17 protein-coding genes and 1 tRNA gene are annotated in these 16,466 nt (G+C 67.0%); 11 read left to right on the forward strand and 7 right to left on the reverse strand.

What is annotated here, in order from left to right; translation table 11 throughout:
• The first annotated feature begins 3 nt into the window (after positions 1–3).
• Positions 4–525 carry a CNP1-like family protein gene (locus tag M2165_RS05215; RefSeq protein ID WP_280813616.1) on the forward strand — a complete coding sequence of 174 codons (522 nt, stop codon included), beginning with the start codon at positions 4–6 and terminating at the stop codon, positions 523–525.
• A gap of 53 nt (positions 526–578) precedes the next feature.
• Here M2165_RS05215 and proB read toward each other — a convergent pair whose 3' ends face one another.
• The 4 genes from proB to rplU form a co-directional block, all read right to left on the reverse strand.
• Complete coding sequence (gene proB / locus M2165_RS05220; protein ID WP_280813617.1) at positions 579–1,721, reverse strand: glutamate 5-kinase; 1,143 nt, start codon at positions 1,719–1,721, stop codon at positions 579–581.
• A gap of 89 nt (positions 1,722–1,810) precedes the next feature.
• A complete protein-coding gene (cgtA, locus tag M2165_RS05225) occupies positions 1,811–2,890 on the reverse strand; it encodes an Obg family GTPase CgtA (RefSeq protein WP_280813618.1) in 1,080 nt (359 codons plus the stop codon).
• Between the two features lie 70 nt (positions 2,891–2,960).
• Entirely contained in the window at positions 2,961–3,221 is a 261-nt protein-coding gene (gene rpmA / locus M2165_RS05230; protein WP_280813619.1) for a 50S ribosomal protein L27, read from the reverse strand.
• A gap of 12 nt (positions 3,222–3,233) precedes the next feature.
• On the reverse strand, positions 3,234–3,545 hold the full coding sequence (gene rplU, locus M2165_RS05235) for a 50S ribosomal protein L21 (RefSeq protein ID WP_280813620.1): 312 nt from the start codon (positions 3,543–3,545) through the stop codon (positions 3,234–3,236).
• Between the two features lie 186 nt (positions 3,546–3,731).
• Between rplU and M2165_RS05240 the strand changes: the two genes are divergently transcribed.
• The 10 genes from M2165_RS05240 to M2165_RS05285 all read left to right on the forward strand — a co-directional run bounded on the left by M2165_RS05240 (position 3,732) and on the right by M2165_RS05285 (position 13,126).
• On the forward strand, positions 3,732–4,721 hold the full coding sequence (locus M2165_RS05240) for a polyprenyl synthetase family protein (RefSeq protein ID WP_280813621.1): 990 nt from the start codon (positions 3,732–3,734) through the stop codon (positions 4,719–4,721).
• 48 nt (positions 4,722–4,769) lie between these two features.
• A tRNA-Pro gene (locus tag M2165_RS05245) sits at positions 4,770–4,846 on the forward strand.
• A gap of 114 nt (positions 4,847–4,960) precedes the next feature.
• The gene (gene pilB / locus M2165_RS05250) at positions 4,961–6,694 is read left to right on the forward strand and encodes a type IV-A pilus assembly ATPase PilB (protein WP_280813622.1); all 1,734 of its coding nucleotides are present in this window, start codon (positions 4,961–4,963) and stop codon (positions 6,692–6,694) included.
• Between the two features lie 26 nt (positions 6,695–6,720).
• Positions 6,721–7,950, forward strand: a complete 1,230-nt coding sequence (locus M2165_RS05255; protein WP_280813623.1) for a type II secretion system F family protein — start codon at positions 6,721–6,723, stop codon at positions 7,948–7,950.
• The gene (locus tag M2165_RS05260; RefSeq protein ID WP_280813624.1) at positions 7,950–8,915 is read left to right on the forward strand and encodes an A24 family peptidase; all 966 of its coding nucleotides are present in this window, start codon (positions 7,950–7,952) and stop codon (positions 8,913–8,915) included. Before M2165_RS05255 ends, M2165_RS05260 begins: the two co-directional genes overlap by 1 nt.
• 10 nt (positions 8,916–8,925) lie before the next feature.
• Positions 8,926–9,531, forward strand: coding sequence for a dephospho-CoA kinase (coaE, locus tag M2165_RS05265; RefSeq protein WP_280813625.1), 606 nt, complete (start codon positions 8,926–8,928; stop codon positions 9,529–9,531).
• 74 nt (positions 9,532–9,605) lie between these two features.
• A complete protein-coding gene (locus M2165_RS05270; RefSeq protein ID WP_280813626.1) occupies positions 9,606–11,099 on the forward strand; it encodes an MBOAT family protein in 1,494 nt (497 codons plus the stop codon).
• Positions 11,100–11,105: 6 nt separating this feature from the next.
• Positions 11,106–12,122 (forward strand): hypothetical protein, encoded by a 1,017-nt coding sequence (locus M2165_RS05275; RefSeq protein WP_280813627.1) that lies wholly within the window; start codon positions 11,106–11,108, stop codon positions 12,120–12,122.
• A gap of 36 nt (positions 12,123–12,158) precedes the next feature.
• Entirely contained in the window at positions 12,159–12,914 is a 756-nt protein-coding gene (gene zapD / locus M2165_RS05280) for a cell division protein ZapD (RefSeq protein WP_280813628.1), read from the forward strand.
• Positions 12,911–13,126, forward strand: a complete 216-nt coding sequence (locus M2165_RS05285) for a DNA gyrase inhibitor YacG (RefSeq protein WP_280813629.1) — start codon at positions 12,911–12,913, stop codon at positions 13,124–13,126. Before zapD ends, M2165_RS05285 begins: the two co-directional genes overlap by 4 nt.
• Positions 13,127–13,141: 15 nt before the next feature.
• Here the strand turns inward: M2165_RS05285 and M2165_RS05290 are convergent, their stop codons facing one another.
• The 3 genes from M2165_RS05290 to M2165_RS05300 are packed head-to-tail and all read right to left on the reverse strand — an operon-like array spanning position 13,142 to position 16,464.
• Positions 13,142–15,088 carry an acyltransferase family protein gene (locus tag M2165_RS05290; protein ID WP_280813630.1) on the reverse strand — a complete coding sequence of 649 codons (1,947 nt, stop codon included), beginning with the start codon at positions 15,086–15,088 and terminating at the stop codon, positions 13,142–13,144.
• A gap of 48 nt (positions 15,089–15,136) precedes the next feature.
• Positions 15,137–15,592 (reverse strand): NUDIX domain-containing protein, encoded by a 456-nt coding sequence (locus M2165_RS05295; RefSeq protein WP_280813631.1) that lies wholly within the window; start codon positions 15,590–15,592, stop codon positions 15,137–15,139.
• Positions 15,589–16,464 carry an ATP-binding protein gene (locus M2165_RS05300; protein ID WP_280813632.1) on the reverse strand — a complete coding sequence of 292 codons (876 nt, stop codon included), beginning with the start codon at positions 16,462–16,464 and terminating at the stop codon, positions 15,589–15,591. Before M2165_RS05300 ends, M2165_RS05295 begins: the two co-directional genes overlap by 4 nt.
• Between the last annotated feature and the right edge of the window lie 2 nt (positions 16,465–16,466).

Raw genomic sequence — 16,466 nt, forward strand, 5'->3', positions numbered from 1 at the left:
GCCGTGCTGGCGGGCTGCGCATCGGGTCCGCACGACACCGACAACCCCGACTGGGCCCAGGCCGGCATGCCGCCACCGCCCAAGCGCTACGAGACCGACGCCGAGTGGAAGGAGACCGAGGCGCCGCCGCCGCCCGCCTTCGACACCCAGCGCCTCGAGCCGATCGCGATGCCGCCCTACATGTCGCTGAAGTTCGGCGTCGATCCGTCGACGATCGTGATCACCGGCGACGGGGTGGTGCGCTACGTGGTGGTGGCGAGCAGCGCCAGGGCCGGCGGCGACGGCGCAACGAATGCCTTCTACGAAGGCGTGCGCTGCTCGACGGCCGAAGTGAAGAGCTATGCTCGCTTCAACAACGGCAAGTGGCACCTGATCGAGCGCCCCGAGTGGAAGAGCTTCCGCGACCTCAACTCGAGCTATGCAAGGCAGCTAGCCGAGCAGGGCCTGTGCCGCGGCAATGCCCCGCGCGTCTCGGTCAAGGACATGATCGCGAACATGCGCGATCCCTCGCGCAAGCTGCAGTAACCGGCAGCCGGACCAACCAACGGGGCCCGCGGGCCCCGTTTTCTTTTGGGGCTTCAGCCCGGCATCAGCACCATGTTGTCGCGGTGGACCATCTCGGGTTCCGCCACGTAGCCCAGCAGGCGCTCGAACTCGGCTGACGGCTTGCGGCACAGCAGGCGCGCTTCCACGCTCGAGTAGTTGGCCAGCCCGCGCGCGAGCTCGACGCCCTCGGCATCGCGCACCGCGATCACGTCGCCGCGAGAGAACTCGCCCGACACGGCCGTCATGCCGATCGGCAGCAGGCTCTTGCCTTCGGCGCGGACCTTGGCCGCCGCCCCCGCGTCGACCGTGACCGAGCCCCGCAGCTGCAGATGGTCGGCCATCCAGCGCTTGCGCGCCTGGTGCTTGGCGGTCTGCGCCACGAGCAAGGTGCCGATGGATTCGCCGCGCGACAGCCGCAGCAGCGCATCCGCCTCGCGGCCCCAGGCGATGACGGTGGAGGCGCCCGAACCCGCGGCGCGCTTGGCCGCCAGGATCTTGGTGATCATCCCGCCCTTGCCGATGCTGGAGCCTGCGCCACCGGCCATGGCCTCGAGCGCCGGATCGCCGGCGGCTGCCTCGTGGACGAACTTCGCTTCGGGATCCCTGCGCGGGTCGGCCGTGTAGAGGCCCTTCTGGTCCGTGAGGATGACCAGCGCATCGGCTTCCACGAGGTTGGCGACGAGCGCGCCGAGCGTGTCGTTGTCGCCGAACTTGATCTCGTCGTTGACGACGGTGTCGTTCTCGTTGATGACCGGCACCACACCCAGGCGCAGCAGCGTGACGAGCGTCGAACGGGCGTTGAGGTAGCGCTCGCGGTCGGCCAGGTCGGCATGGGTCAGCAGCACCTGGGCGCTGCCGATCTGGTTCTCGCGCAGCTTGGTCTCGTACATCTGGGCCAAGCCCATCTGCCCGACGGCCGCGGCCGCCTGCAGCTCGTGCACCTCGTGCGGGCGGTTGCGCCAGCCGAGCCGCTTCATGCCTTCGGCGATGGCGCCGCTCGACACCATCACGACCTCGCGCCCGTCGCGCACGAGCGCCGCCAGCTGGCGGCACCATTCGCCGATGGCCGCCTCGTCGAGGCCGCGCCCCTCGTTCGTCACGAGGCTGGAGCCCACCTTGACGACGATACGGCGGGCATCCCGCAAGGCAGTGGATCCGGAGTTCGACGAGGTCATGAGGGCTGCAGCGGTCGTGGATGGGGCGTGAGGATTCTGCCGTGACTCGGCGCTTCGGGCAGGCATCGGGACGATGCCGTGCCGCGCGCTCAGCTCGGGTCGGGCGGCAGCTGGACGAAGCGCGGATCGACCTCCACCGGCGACTGCTGCTCCGCCACCTGCTCGGCCTTGACATGCTGGTACACCGCCTGCACCAGGTGCTCGCAGCCCTCGCGCGTGAGCGCGGAGATCTCGAACACCGGGCCCTTGAAGCGCAGCCGCTTGACGAAGTCCTTGACGCGCGCCGCGCGCTCGTCGGCCGGCACCATGTCGAGCTTGTTGAGCACCAGCCAGCGCGGCTTTTCATGCAGCGCGGCGTCGTACTTCTTGAGCTCGCCGACGATGGCCTTGGCCTGTGCGACTGGGTCGACCGAATCGTCGAACGGCGCCATGTCGATCACATGCAGCAGCAGCCGCGTGCGCTGCAGATGCCGCAGGAACAGATGTCCGAGGCCCGCGCCTTCGGCAGCACCCTCGATCAGGCCCGGCAGGTCGGCGACGACGAAGCTCTGCTCCGGCCCGACGCGCACGACGCCGAGGTTCGGATGCAGCGTGGTGAAGGGATAGTCGGCGATGCGCGGCCGCGCGTTCGAGATCGCGCTGATCAGCGTCGACTTGCCCGCGTTGGGCATGCCAAGCAGGCCGACGTCGGCGAGCACCTTGAGTTCGAGCTTGAGGCTCTTCTTTTCGCCGGGCCAGCCCGGCGTCTTCTGGCGCGGGGCGCGGTTGATCGCGCTCTTGAAGCGCATGTTGCCGAAGCCGCCGTCGCCGCCCTTGGCGATGGTGACGACCTCGCCCGGCTTCAGCAGCTCGTAGAGCACCTCGCCGGTCTCGGCGTCGGAGATGATGGTGCCCACGGGCATCTTGAGCGTGATGTCGTCGCCGGCGGCGCCGAACATGTCCGAGCCCATGCCGTGCTCGCCGCGCCGGGCTTCGTGCCGGCGCGAGTAGCGGAAATCGACCAGCGTGTTGAGGTTCGGATCGGCCACCGCGAACACGTGGCCGCCCCGGCCGCCGTCGCCGCCGTTGGGGCCGCCGAATTCCTTGTACTTTTCATGACGGAACGACACGCAGCCGTTGCCGCCATCGCCGGCGGCGATGTCGATGAAGGCTTCGTCGACGAACTTCATGGGATGTCCAGTGTACAAATGAAGAAGCCCCGGCAAAGCGGGGCTTCGAGTGGATCGAAGTGACTCGGGCTCAGGCCGCCGGGGTCACGTTGACCACGTGCTTGTTCAGTGCGCCCTTGATACCGAACGACACATGGCCGTCGACCAGTGCGAACAGCGTGTGGTCCTTGCCCACGCCGACGTTCACGCCGGGGTGGAACTGGGTGCCGCGCTGACGGACGATGATCGAGCCTGCGCTGATCAGTTCGCCGCCGAAGGCCTTCACACCGAGCATCTTGGGCTTGGAATCGCGCCCGTTTCGCGTGGAGCCGCCGCCTTTTTTCTGTGCCATGGAATCTGCTCCTTAGCCGGCGATCGCGCCGATTTGCAGTTCCGTGAACTGCTGGCGATGGCCTTGACGTTTCTGATAGTGCTTGCGACGGCGCATCTTGAAGATGCGAACCTTGTCGTGCTTGCCATGCGACAGCACCGTGGCCGTCACCGTTGCGCCGGACACCAGGGGCGTACCCACCTTGATTTCGCCGCCATTGCCGACTGCGAGAACCTGGTCGATCACGATTTCCTGGCCTACATCCGCAGCAATCTGTTCTACTTTGATTTTCTCGCCGGAAGCAACGCGATATTGCTTGCCACCGGTTTTTATGACCGCGTACATGTGAACCTCTTAGGGAATGAGCTCTACGGCGAATTCCGCAGAGCCCAAGATTCTAGCACGGTTTGCGCGCGCTAACATGCTTTCGCGGTCCCGGACGGCCCGAGCCGCGTGCACTCGTCCCTATAATCCGTGCGGTCCGGCCCCGCGCCGCCACTTCCTCGTATCAGCGCGACGCGCGCCACCGCCTTGCCAGTCCAAGCCGACATCTCCCCCACCGCCACCGTGCTGGACCTGATCGCCGGCGACATGGTCGAAGTCGACCGCGTGATCGCGCAGCGCCTCGACACCGGCGTGCCGCTGGTCAGCCAGGTTTCCAGATACATCATTTCTGCCGGCGGCAAGCGCCTGCGCCCGGCGCTTTTGCTGCTCATGGCCGGCGCGCTCGGCTACACGGGCGAACAGCGCTTCAATCTCGCGGCGGTGGTGGAATTCATCCACACCGCCACCCTGCTGCATGACGACGTGGTCGACGAATCGACCCTGCGGCGCGGCCGCCCGACGGCCAACGAATCGTTCGGCAACCCGGCCAGCGTGCTGGTGGGCGACTTCCTGTACTCGCGCGCCTTCCAGATGATGTTGGATGCAAACAACATGCGCGTGATGCAAATCCTGGCCGAGGCGACCAACGTGATCGCCGAAGGCGAGGTGCTGCAACTCATGAACATGCACGACGCCTCGCTCGACGAAGCCGCCTACCTGCGCGTGATCCGCTCCAAGACGGCCAAGCTCTTCGAGGCCAGCACGCGGCTCGCCGCCGTCCTGGCAGGGGCCGCGCCCGAAGTCGAGGAAGCCTGCGCCACCTACGGCCAGGCGCTCGGCACCGCATTTCAGGTGATCGACGATGTGCTCGACTATGCCGGCGACGCCCACGAGACCGGAAAGAACGTCGGCGACGACCTGCGCGAAGGCAAGACGACGCTGCCGCTCATCTTCGCGATGCGTCGTGGCGACGCGGCCCAGGCCGAGCTCGTACGGGCCGCCATCGAGGCCGGCGATACCGCCCAGCTGGGCAAGATCGTCGAGATTGTCCACAGCACCGGCGCGCTGGAAGCCTCGCGCGCGGCCGCGGCGGACGAGGCAAAACGTGCGATTCACGCACTGCGCGACTTTCCGTCGAATCAGCACGCCGAGGGTTTGCTACAATTAGCGGCTCAGTTGCTTGAGCGACGTGCCTGAACACCTCACAAGGTTGGCTAGGACGACTTCTCTTTTTTTGCAACCAATCGGGGTGTAGCTTAGCCTGGTAGAGCGCTACGTTCGGGACGTAGAGGCCGGAGGTTCGAATCCTCTCACCCCGACCAGCCTTTTGGCTGGCACAACAAATGCCCGTGCCTGTTGCTGTGTAGCGATTTACAGGGACGAGGCGTTCAGCGATGATCGTGAAGCACTTTTTCACATCTCTTGCAATTCGCTGAATGGCTGCTGCCGAACTTCCTGTTAAAGACAACTCGCAGATCGCCCTTCCGGGTCTGGCACGCGCACTCGTGTCCGCCGGCAAGCTGCCTGCGAAGACGGCAGAGGACATCTATCAGAAGTCGCTGAGCGCCCGCACCAGCTTCATCGCCGAATTGACCGGCAGCGGCGCCGTCTCGGCCGCCGACCTCGCGCACACCCTTTCGAGCGCCTTCGGCGCCCCGCTGCTCGACCTCGACGCGATCGACTACCAGCGCCTGCCGAAGGACCTGCTCGATCCCAAGCTCTGCACCGCCTATCGGATCGTGGTGCTCAGCAAGCGCAACAACCGCCTGATCGTTGCCACGGCCGACCCGTCGGACCAGCAGGCGGTGGAGAAGATCAAGTTCGCTTCGCAGATGGGCGTGGACTGGGTCATCGCGGAGTACGACAAGCTCTCGCGCATGATCGAAGCCGCCGCGGTGACGGCGGCGGAAACCATCAACAGCATCGTCGGCGCCGAGTTCGAGTTCGACGACGTCAGCACGGACGCGGCGAGCGACGTCAGCGAGCAGGCGATTGCCGAAGTCGAAGACGCGCCAGTGGTGCGCTTCCTGCACAAGATGCTGCTCGACGGCGTGAGCATGCGGGCGTCCGACATCCACTTCGAGCCCTACGAGCACAACTACCGCGTGCGTTTCCGCATCGACGGCGAACTGCGCGAGATCGCGAGCCCGCCGACGCTGATCAAGGACAAGCTCGCCTCGCGGATCAAGGTCATTTCGCGGCTCGACATTTCGGAGAAGCGCGTGCCGCAGGACGGCCGCATGAAGCTCAAGATCGGGCCCGACCGGGTGATCGATTTCCGCGTCAGCACGCTGCCCACGCTGTTCGGCGAGAAGATCGTGATCCGTATTCTCGATCCGAGCAGCGCGCGCCTGGGCATCGACGCACTGGGCTACGACCCGGAGGAAAAGGAACGCCTGCTCCATGCGATCAGCCGGCCCTACGGCATGGTGCTGGTCACGGGGCCCACGGGCTCGGGCAAGACGGTGTCGCTCTACACCTGCCTGAACCTGCTGAACCAGCCGGGCGTGAACATCGCGACGGCGGAAGACCCGTCCGAAATCAACCTGCCCGGCGTGAACCAGGTGAACGTCAACGAGCGCGCCGGCCTCACCTTCGCGGCCGCGCTGCGCGCGTTCCTGCGCCAGGATCCGGACATCATCATGGTCGGCGAAATCCGCGACCTCGAAACCGCCGACATCTCGATCAAGGCCGCGCAGACCGGCCACCTGGTGCTCTCGACGCTGCACACGAACGACGCGCCCACCACGCTCACGCGCATGCGGAACATGGGCATCGCGCCGTTCAACATCGCCTCGAGCGTGATCCTCATCACCGCGCAGCGGCTTGCGCGCCGCCTGTGCCAGGCCTGCCGCGCGCCGGCGGACGTTCCGCGGCAGGCGCTGCTCGACGCCGGCTTCAAGGAAGAGGAGCTCGACGGCACCTGGAAGCCCTACCGCCCGGTCGGCTGCCCTTCGTGCAGCAGCGGCTACAAGGGCCGCGTGGGCATCTACCAGGTGATGCCGATCTCGGAAGCCATCCAGGCCATCATCCTGCGCGACGGCAGTGCGCAGGACATCGCGCGCCAGTCCGAGGCCGAAGGCGTCCGCTCGCTGCGGCGGGCCGGCCTGCGCAAGGTCATGCAAGGGCTCACCTCCCTCGAGGAAGTGGTGGCGGTCACCAACGAATAACGAACGCATTGCAAATCGGAGATCGAATGGCAACAGTGGCATCCACCCGCACCCAGAGCACGCTCAAGGAATTTGTCTTCGAGTGGGAAGGCAAGGACCGCAACGGCAAGCTGGTGCGCGGCGAGCTTCGGGCCGCCGGCGAGAACCAGGTGCAGGCCGCGCTGCGGCGCCAGGGCGTGCTGGCGACCAAGGTCAAGAAGCGCCGCATGCGCTCGGGCAAGGCGATCAAGCCCAAGGACATCGCGATCTTCACGCGCCAGCTCGCCACGATGATGAAGGCGGGCGTTCCGCTCCTGCAATCCTTCGACATCGTCGGCCGCGGCAACGCGAACCCGAGCGTCGCGAAGCTGCTGAACGACATCCGCAGCGACGTGGAGACCGGCACCTCGCTGTCCTCGGCCTTCCGCAAGTTCCCGAAGTACTTCGACAGCCTCTACTGCAACCTGGTCGAGGCCGGCGAAGCGGCCGGTATCCTCGAAGACCTGCTCGACCGCCTCGCCACGTACATGGAGAAGACCGAGGCGATCAAGTCGAAGATCAAGTCGGCGCTGATGTATCCGATCTCGGTGATCGTGGTCGCGTTCGTGGTGATCGCGATCATCATGATCTTCGTGATCCCCGCCTTCAAGGAGGTCTTCACCTCCTTCGGCGCCGATCTGCCCGCACCCACGCTGTTCGTGATCGGCATGAGCGAGTTCTTCGTCTCCTACTGGTGGCTGATCTTCGGCGTGCTCGGCGGCGGCATCTACTTCTTCCTGCAGGCCTGGAAGCGCAACGAGCGCGTGCAGCGCGTGATGGACCGCGCGCTGCTGCGGATCCCGGTGTTCGGCACGCTGATCGAGAAATCCTGCGTCGCGCGCTGGACCCGCACGCTAGCGACCATGTTTGCGGCCGGCGTGCCGCTCGTGGAAGCGCTCGACTCGGTCGGCGGCGCCTCGGGCAACACCGTCTACGGCGACGCCACGGCCAAGATCCAGCAGGAGGTCTCGACCGGCACCAGCCTCACGACGGCCATGACCAACGTCAACCTGTTTCCCTCGATGGTCATTCAGATGACCGCCATCGGCGAGGAATCAGGCTCGATCGACCACATGCTCGGCAAGGCGGCCGACTTCTACGAATCGGAAGTGGACGACATGGTCGCCGGCCTCTCGAGCCTGATGGAGCCGATCATCATCGTGTTCCTCGGCACCATCATCGGCGGCATCGTGGTCTCGATGTACCTGCCGATCTTCAAGCTGGGCCAAGTGGTTTGATGCTGGTCTCTCAGGAGGTCGACGCCGCGCTGGCCGGCGTCCTGGGTCTGCTGGTCGGCAGTTTTCTCAATGTGGTGATCTACCGCACGCCGGTCATGATGTACCGGGGCTGGCTGGCCGATGCGGTGGGCAACCTGATGTCGTCCAAGGACGTGCCATCGCTGTGGTCGCTGGTGTTCGGACCCAAGGCAGCGCCGCCGGCCGGTCTCGAAGCGGCGGCCGACAAGGCGGCCGTGGCCATCGACGGCCTGCCGCCCTTCGACCTTGCGCGGCCGGCATCGCGCTGCGGGGCCTGCGGCCACCGGATCCGCTGGTACGAGAACATCCCGGTGCTGAGCTACCTGCTGTTGCGCGGCCGCTGCGGCGCCTGCAAGACCGCGATCAGCCCACGCTATCCGATCGTCGAACTGGTCACCGGCGCATTCTTCGCGCTCTGCGCCCATCGCTTCGGCTTCACGCCGACGGCGGCACTCTGGGCCGCGTTCGCGGCACTGCTGATCTGCCAGTTCCTGATCGATTTCGACACCCAGTTCCTGCCCGACGCGCTCAACTACCCGCTGTTGTGGCTGGGGCTGATCGGCGCCGCGATGGGCTGGACCGGCGCGGCCCTGCACTCGGCGCTCTGGGGCGCGGTGTTCGGCTACCTGAGCCTGTGGCTCGTGTACCACGGCTACCGGCTCGCGACGGGCAAGGAAGGCATGGGCTACGGCGACTTCAAGCTGCTGGCGGCACTGGGCGCCTGGCTCGGTGCCGACTACCTGATCGCGATCATCCTGGTTTCGTCGCTCGTAGGCGCGGTGATCGGACTCACGCTGCGCTTCGTCGGCAAGCTCGCGCACAAGGACATTCCCATGCCCTTCGGCCCCTTCCTCGCGGGCGCGGGCCTCGTCTGCCTCGCGGCCGGTCCGGAGCTCGTCAGGCAATGGATCCCGTTCGCCTTCCCGCTCGGCGGCCTCGTCCGCTGAAAGGCGCGTGATGCGGCGCATCGGCCTGACCGGCGGCATCGGCAGCGGCAAGAGCACCGTGGCCGCGATGCTGGTCGCCCAGGGCGGCGTGCTGGTCGACACCGATGCGATCGCACGCGACATCGCGCAGCCCGGCGGCATCGCCATGCCGGCGATCGAAGCCGCGTTCGGCCCCGGGGTCATCGCGTCCGACGGCGGCCTGGACCGGGCCGCGATGCGGCAGCTCGTGTTCGCGGACGGCCATGCCAAGAAGCGCCTCGAATCGATCCTGCATCCGCTGATCGGCGCCGAGACCGAACGCCTGGCCGCTGCGGCGGGCCCGGGCGCCACCGTGATCTTCGACGTGCCGCTGCTGGTCGAATCGCGCCGCTGGCGGGCCATCGTCGACCGTGTGCTCGTGGTCGATGCCAGCGAAGAAACGCAGCTGCGGCGCGTGGTCGCGCGCTCCGGCTGGACGCCCGAGGCGGTGCGTGCGGTGATCGCCCAGCAGGCGCCGCGCCCGCTGCGCCGGGCGGCCGCGGACGCCGTGATCTTCAACGAGTCGCTCTCGCTGGAGGAACTCGCTGCGCAGGTCCAGAGTCTCTGGAAGCGATGGGCAGCGCCCACCACGCGATAATCCAGGGTTTGCCGCCGCAGCGGCCGCATAACGATCAAGACAAAAGGCGCTTCGCGGAGTGCCGCCCTCCTGCGATGCTCTTCAATTCGTATCCCTTCATTTTTGTCTACTTCCCGCTGGTCCTGATCGGCTTCTTCCTGATCGGCAAGCGGAACGCGCGGTCGGCCGCGGGCTTCCTCGCGCTGGCCTCGCTGTTCTTCTACGGCTGGTGGAGCATCAAGGCGCTGCCGTTGCTGGTGGCCTCGATCTGCGTCAACTACTGGTTCGGACTGCACCTCTCGCCCGCGCCGGGGCGCGACGACCGGAAGCGCAAGTCGCTGCTGGTCGCGGCCCTGGTGGTGAACCTCGGCGTGCTCGCGATCTTCAAGTACGCGAACTTCTTCGTCTCCAACGTCAACGAAGGCCTCGCCGCGGCCGGGCTGTCGCAGATCCCGATGCTGCACATCGTGCTGCCGATCGGCATCTCGTTCTACACCTTCACGCAGATCGCCTTCCTGGTCGACTGCTGGCAGGGCAAGGTGCATGAGCGCAGCTTCATCCACTACGTGCTGTTCGTCACCTACTTCCCGCATCTGATCGCGGGCCCGGTGCTGCACCACGCGCAGATGATGCCGCAGTTCGCGAACCCCGCGACCTACAAGCTCGATCCCCAGAAGGTCGCGCTCGGCATCGCGATCTTCACCTTCGGCCTGGCGAAGAAGCTGCTGATCGCCGATCCGATGGGCCAGTACGCCGACATGATGTTCAACGGCGTCCACAAGGGCATCGAGCCCACGCTCTACACCGCATGGTTCGGGGCGCTGGCCTACACGCTGCAGATCTACTTCGACTTCTCGGGCTATTCGGACATGGCCGTCGGCCTGTCGATGTGCCTCGGCGTGCAGTTGCCGCTCAACTTCCGCTCGCCCTACAAGTCGACCAACATCATCGATTTCTGGCGGCGCTGGCACATCTCGCTGTCGAACTTCCTGCGCGACTACCTCTACGTGCCGCTCGGCGGCAACCGCAAGGGTCCGGCGCGGCGCTACCTGAACCTGTTCCTCACCATGCTGCTGGGCGGCCTCTGGCACGGCGCCGCCTGGACCTTCGTGATCTGGGGTGCGATGCACGGCGTGTTCCTGATGATCAACCACCTCTGGAACGCCAAGGTCCGCCGCAATGCCACGCCGGGCCGCATCGCCGGCGTGCTGGGCTGGCTGCTGACCTTCCTGTGCGTGGTGCTGGCCTGGGTCGTGTTCCGCGCCGACGGCATGCACACGGTGATGGCGATCTACAAGGGCATGCTGGGCCTGCACGGCGCACCGGCCTCGGCGTTCAGCGAACTCGGCCCGGTGCCGTTCCGCAAGCCCGAGTTCTTCCAGACCATGCTCGTCGGGCTCTTCATCTGCCTCGCACTGCCGCCGACGATCACGCTCGAGCGCTGGATCCCCCATCCGAAGGGGGTGGCGGGCCGGCCCGTCATGGCCTGGGTCTCCACGGCCGTGCTGGCGATCGGTACCTTCGCGCTGTTCGCGTGGTGCGTCTCCAAGCTGGGCAACTACAGCCCGTTCCTCTATTTCCAGTTCTGATTCGACATGACGACGCCCGCGAAAGTCTGGCTGCGCTTCTTCCTGATCGGCTACATCGTCCTGATGGCGCTGTGGATCGTTTCGCTCACCAGCCCCATTCCCTATGGCGACCTGACCCGGATCGGCCGCCTGTCCGAGCGTGAATTCGGATGGACCGCCCCGCCGCCCAAGGCCGATCCCGCCTACCTCAAAGGAACCCCGGTCGACAAGGCCGACATCCTGGTGATCGGCGACAGCTTCTCGATGACCTTCCGCTGGCAGTCGGTCCTGACCCGCGCCGGCTACCGCGTGTCGACCACCTACTGGGGCCAGTACGAGAACGCGCTGTGCAGCGACTTCGACCAGTGGATCGAGCGTGCCGGCTTCAAGGGCAAGCTGATCATCATCGAGAGCGTGGAGCGCCTGCTCGGCGACCGCACCAGGGACAGCATGAAGTGCCAGAAGATGGTCCGGCCCTTCGATGCCATGGACCATCCGCTGATCACGCCGGACGAGACGGTGCCGAGCCCGGCGCCCAACTGGAACGTGCAGTTCATGACCGGCGTCACGACCTACTACAACACCTGGAAAGCGAAAAAGTCTGCAACAGACATCCACTTCGACTGGAACACCTGGGTGCGCCCCGTGCCCGACGGTTGCAAGCTCTTCTCGCACCGCAGCTGCGACAAGATGCCCTTTTTCGCCGAAGATGAAGACAACGGCCCCCTCACGCCGGCCCACCTGGAGTGGATGAAGAATTTCACAAAGGCGCACAGCCGCTTTCCTATCATGTGGATGGTGATTCCCAACAAGACCACCGTGTACCTGAAGCCGGACTTCTCGAAGGACTTCGAGGCGGGCTTCCGCGAGTCCGGACTCGGGCCGGACCTCTACGCCTTCACGCGCGAGAAGCACACCCAGGTGCGCGACTTCTACTTCCCGAACGACACCCACATGTCGATGTACGGCCAGTTCGAACTCGGCGAGCGCATGCTCTCGGCCGTGCGCCAGGTGCTGCCGACGCCCCCGGGAAAGACGCCCTGAGGCTATGATCCCGCGACAGGAAAGCTATAGAACCGCGTGATCCTCTACGAGTACCCCTTCAACGAGCGCATTCGCACGTATCTGCGGCTGGAGCACCTCTTCCGCCGCCTCGGGGAACTGGTGCCTGCGGAATCCGCGCTCTCGCATCACTACGCGCTGGTCACGATCTTCGAGATCATGGACGTGGCCGCGCGCGCCGACCTCAAGGCCGACGTGATGCGCGACCTCGACAAGCACAAGAACGTCTTCAACAGCTACCGGGGCAATCCGGCCATTGCAGAAGCCGTGCTCGACCAGGTCGTGAGCCAGCTCGAACGCAACTTCGCCACCCTCAACAGCGTGGCCGGCAAGGCCGGGCAGTCGCTGACCGAGAACGAGTGGCTCATGAGCATCCGCAGCCGCGCGGGCATCCCGGGCGGCACCTGCGAATTCGACCTGCCGGCCTACTATGCCTGGCAGCACCGGCCGGCGGCGAGCCGCCGCGCGGACCTCGAACGCTGGTCGGCCACGCTGTCGCCGCTCGCCGAATCGATCTACCTGCTGCTCAAGCTGCTGCGCGAGGCCGACGTGCCCTACAAGGTCATCGCCACGGGCGGCCAGTTCCAGCAGAACCTGCCGCAGGGGCGCAGCTTCCAGCTGCTGCGGCTGCGCATCGATCCGCGGCTCGGCCTGATTCCCGAGATCAGCGGCAACCGGCTCATGGTGTCGGTGCGGATGATGCGGCACGAGGCCGACGACCGGCTGCATCCGAGCAGCGAGGACGCCGCGTTCGAACTCACGCTCTGCGCATGACCGACGGCGGCCAGAAGATCGGTGAACGCATCGTTCGCTGCCCCTCGTGCGGCGGCGACAGCGTCTACGCCGAGCGCAATCCCTACCGCCCCTTCTGCAGCGCGCGCTGCAAGGGCATCGACCTCGGTGCCTGGGCCAGCGAGGAATTCCGCATGCCGGCCGAGGCGCCGGCCGACGACGAGCCTTTCGGCGATCCGAAGAAGGTGCAGTAGCAGCCGCCGCCCGGCTCAGGGCGACAGCAGCAGGCGGTCGATGTAGTCCGCGTGCCTGCGGACGTAGGCGGGGCGCAGATGCTCCCGGTCCTTGTAGACCGGCGCGTCGTCCGGCGTGGCGCGCAGGCACTGGCCGTCGGCGCAGAGCTTCGCGATCACGTCGACCGGCTCCGCACCGTTGGCGCGGGCCAGCGTCTTCAGCGTCTCGTCGAGCTGCGCCTGCGCGGGCGGCAGCGGCGCCACGGGCGTGCTCGCGAGCGCCACCATCCGGCCCATGCGGCTGCCCTCGATCAGCCGGCGCGGCTCGAAGTCCGGGCCGCTCGCGTTGTCCAGCAGCAGGTACACCTTCTTGCCGCTGGCCGTGAGCGTCGCGAGGAGCTTGCCCAAGGCGTCGACCGAACGGCCGAGGCCCTCGCCCCCGTTGTTCACGAGGTACGACGAGCCCGCCTCGTGGAAGTAGAACGGCAGCGGGAAGTTGCCCGTGAAATAGCAGTTCCAGCAGGCCCCGACCACCACCGCATCGATGCCCGGATCGAGCGCCAGCGCGAGCATTTCGTTGCGCGCCTGCTCGCAGCCCGGATTGCCTTCGGCGACCATGCCCGGCACGGGCGGGCAGGCGCCGTAGGTGGCGAAATAGGTCGTCGCCATCCGCCCGGGTGCGCTGCGTGCCAGTTCGAGCGCACGCGGCGCGTACTGCTGTACATGACTGTCGCCGATCAGGAGCACCTTGCGCGCGCCCGCGCCGACCGTCTTCACCACAGCGCCGCCGAGCTTCTGCTGGCGGAAGCCGGCGTAGTAGTCGTCGTCCGCCGTCGCGTCGGTCACCTTCCGCAGCAGTTCGCTGCCGTTGCGCGGCGGCATGCCGCCGAAGGCGAGCAGTCCGGCCACCCCCACCGCGATGGCGCCGCCCGCGAGCGCGCGCAGCATGCCGGGCCGGGTCCGCGCGCGCGTGAAGCGCTCCACGAAGCGGTAGGTGAGCCAGGCCAGCGCCACGCTCGCAACCACCATCGCCGCGCGCACCGAAGGCGCGGGCTCGCCTTCTTCGACGATGCGGGCGTAGACCAGCAGCGGCCAGTGCCACAGATAGAGCGGGTAGCTGATGAGGCCGATCCACACCATCGGCCGGCAGGCGAGCAGCCAGCGGTTGAGCACGCCCGCGGGCCCGGCCGCGATGCAGCATGCCGCGCCCAGCGTCGGCAGCAGCGCCCACCAGCCCGGAAAGGCCTTGTCGCTGCGGATCGTCACGAGCCCCAGCACGATCAGGCCCACGCCCAGGCACGACTGCAGATGGCTGCGCCAGACCGGCGGCGGCGTCTTCGCGGGCTGCAGGCGCATGCAGGCCAGGATGCCGCCCACCATCAGTTCCCAGAAGCGCGAGGCGGGCGAGTAGAACGCGGCCGTGCGGAACGGATGGATGGTCAGCACGTTGACCAGGAACGACACCACCGCCAGCGCCCACAGCAGCCGCAGCATCGGCCAGCGCCGGCGCCAGGCGAGCGCCAGCAGCATGGGCCAGAAGATGTAGAACTGCTCCTCGATGCCGAGCGACCAGAGGTGCAGCAGCGGCTTGGTCTCGGCCGCCGTGTCGAAGTAGCCGGCTTCGCCCCAGAAGATGAAGTTGGCGACGAAGGCGGCGCCCCCCGCCGCCTGTTTGCCGAGCGCGCTGAACTCGCGCGGCAGCAGCGCATACCAGCCGAAGGCCAGCGTGGCGAGCAGCACCAGCACCAACGCGGGAAAGATGCGCCGGACGCGCCGCGCATAGAAGTCGCGGTAGCTGAAGTCGCCGGCCGCATGGCTCTGCAGGATGATGGTCGTGATCAGGAAACCCGAGATCACGAAGAAGATGTCGACGCCGATGAAACCGCCCGGCAGCGCATCTGGGAAGGCATGGAAGGCCAGCACCGAACCCACCGCCACGGCGCGCAGGCCGTCGATGTCGGCGCGGTACTTCGGATGCTTCATGGGCTTCGGGGCTGCGGCGTCGCCGGGACCGTGCGCCCGGCGGCTGCGTCAGGCCGGCGTCGTGACCGCCAGCGCGGCAGCGGCAGGCAGGCCGCGCTCCTCGGCCATCCACTCGAGCACCGGCAGCGCACCCGGCAGCACCGGCGCCACCTCGAGCGGCAGTTGCTGCCAGCGCATCTGCTGGCCTTCGCGCATCTCGAAGTCGCCGCTCCAGGCCGAGACCTTGCACCAGTGCAGCCGCACCAGCGCATGCGGATAGTCGTGCTCGGTGACCTTCCAGACCTCGGCGCGCGCGATGTTGATGCCGAGCTCTTCGTGCAGCTCGCGGCGCAGGGCTTCCTCGACCGTCTCGCCGGCCTCGATCTTGCCGCCCGGGAACTCCCAGAAGCCCGCATAGGGCTTGCCTTCGGGCCGCGTCGACAAGAGCAGCGCGCCGTCCGCGGGGCGGATCAGCACGCCGACCGCGACCTCGGTGTGCTTGCGGTCCGCCGCCGGTGCGCTCATGCGGTGGTCCGCCCGGCGTAGTCGCGCGCGAACTGGTAGGCTACGCGGCCGCTGCGCGAGCCGCGCTCGAGCGCCCAGACCAGTGCCTCGGGCCGCGCCGCCTCGATGGCCGCCGCATCGGCGCCGAACGACGACAGCCACTGCGCGACGATCGCGAGGTACTCGTTCTGGCTGAAGGGATAGAAGCTCACCCAGAGGCCGAAGCGCTCCGACAGCGAGATCTTCTCCTCGATCACCTCGCCCGGATGGACTTCGCCGTCCTCGGTGTGGGTGTAGCTGAGGTTGTCCTTCATGTACTCGGGCAGCAGGTGGCGCCGGTTGCTGGTCGCGTAGATCAGCACGTTGGGCGTGGCCGCGGCGACCGAGCCGTCGAGAATGGATTTCAGCGCCTTGTAGCCCGGCTCGCCCTCGTCGAAGCTCAGGTCGTCGCTGAAGACGATGAACTTCTCGGGCCGCTGCGAGACCACCTCGACGATGTCGGGCAGGTCGGTGAGCTCGGCCTTGTCGACCTCGATCAGCCGCAGCCCCTGCGGCGCATAGGCATGCAGGCAGGCGCGGATCAGCGACGACTTGCCGGTGCCGCGCGCGCCCGTGAGCAGCACGTTGTTGGCCGGCTTGCCTTCGACGAACTGGCGCGTGTTGCGTTCGATCTTCTCCTTCTGGACGTCGATTTCCTTCAGGCTGTCGAGCGACATCGCCGCCACGTGCCTCACGGGCTCGAGCACGCCGTGGCCCGAGCTGCGGCGGCGGTAGCGCCAGGCGATCGAGGCGTTCCAGTCGGCTGGGGCCGCGAGCGGCTGGGGAAGAATCGATTCGATGCGGGTGATGAGCTGCTCGGCGCGCTCGATCAGTTTCTGGAACTGCTCGTTCATCG

It is taken from the genome of Variovorax sp. TBS-050B (assembly GCF_029893635.1).
Lineage (GTDB): Bacteria > Pseudomonadota > Gammaproteobacteria > Burkholderiales > Burkholderiaceae_C > Variovorax.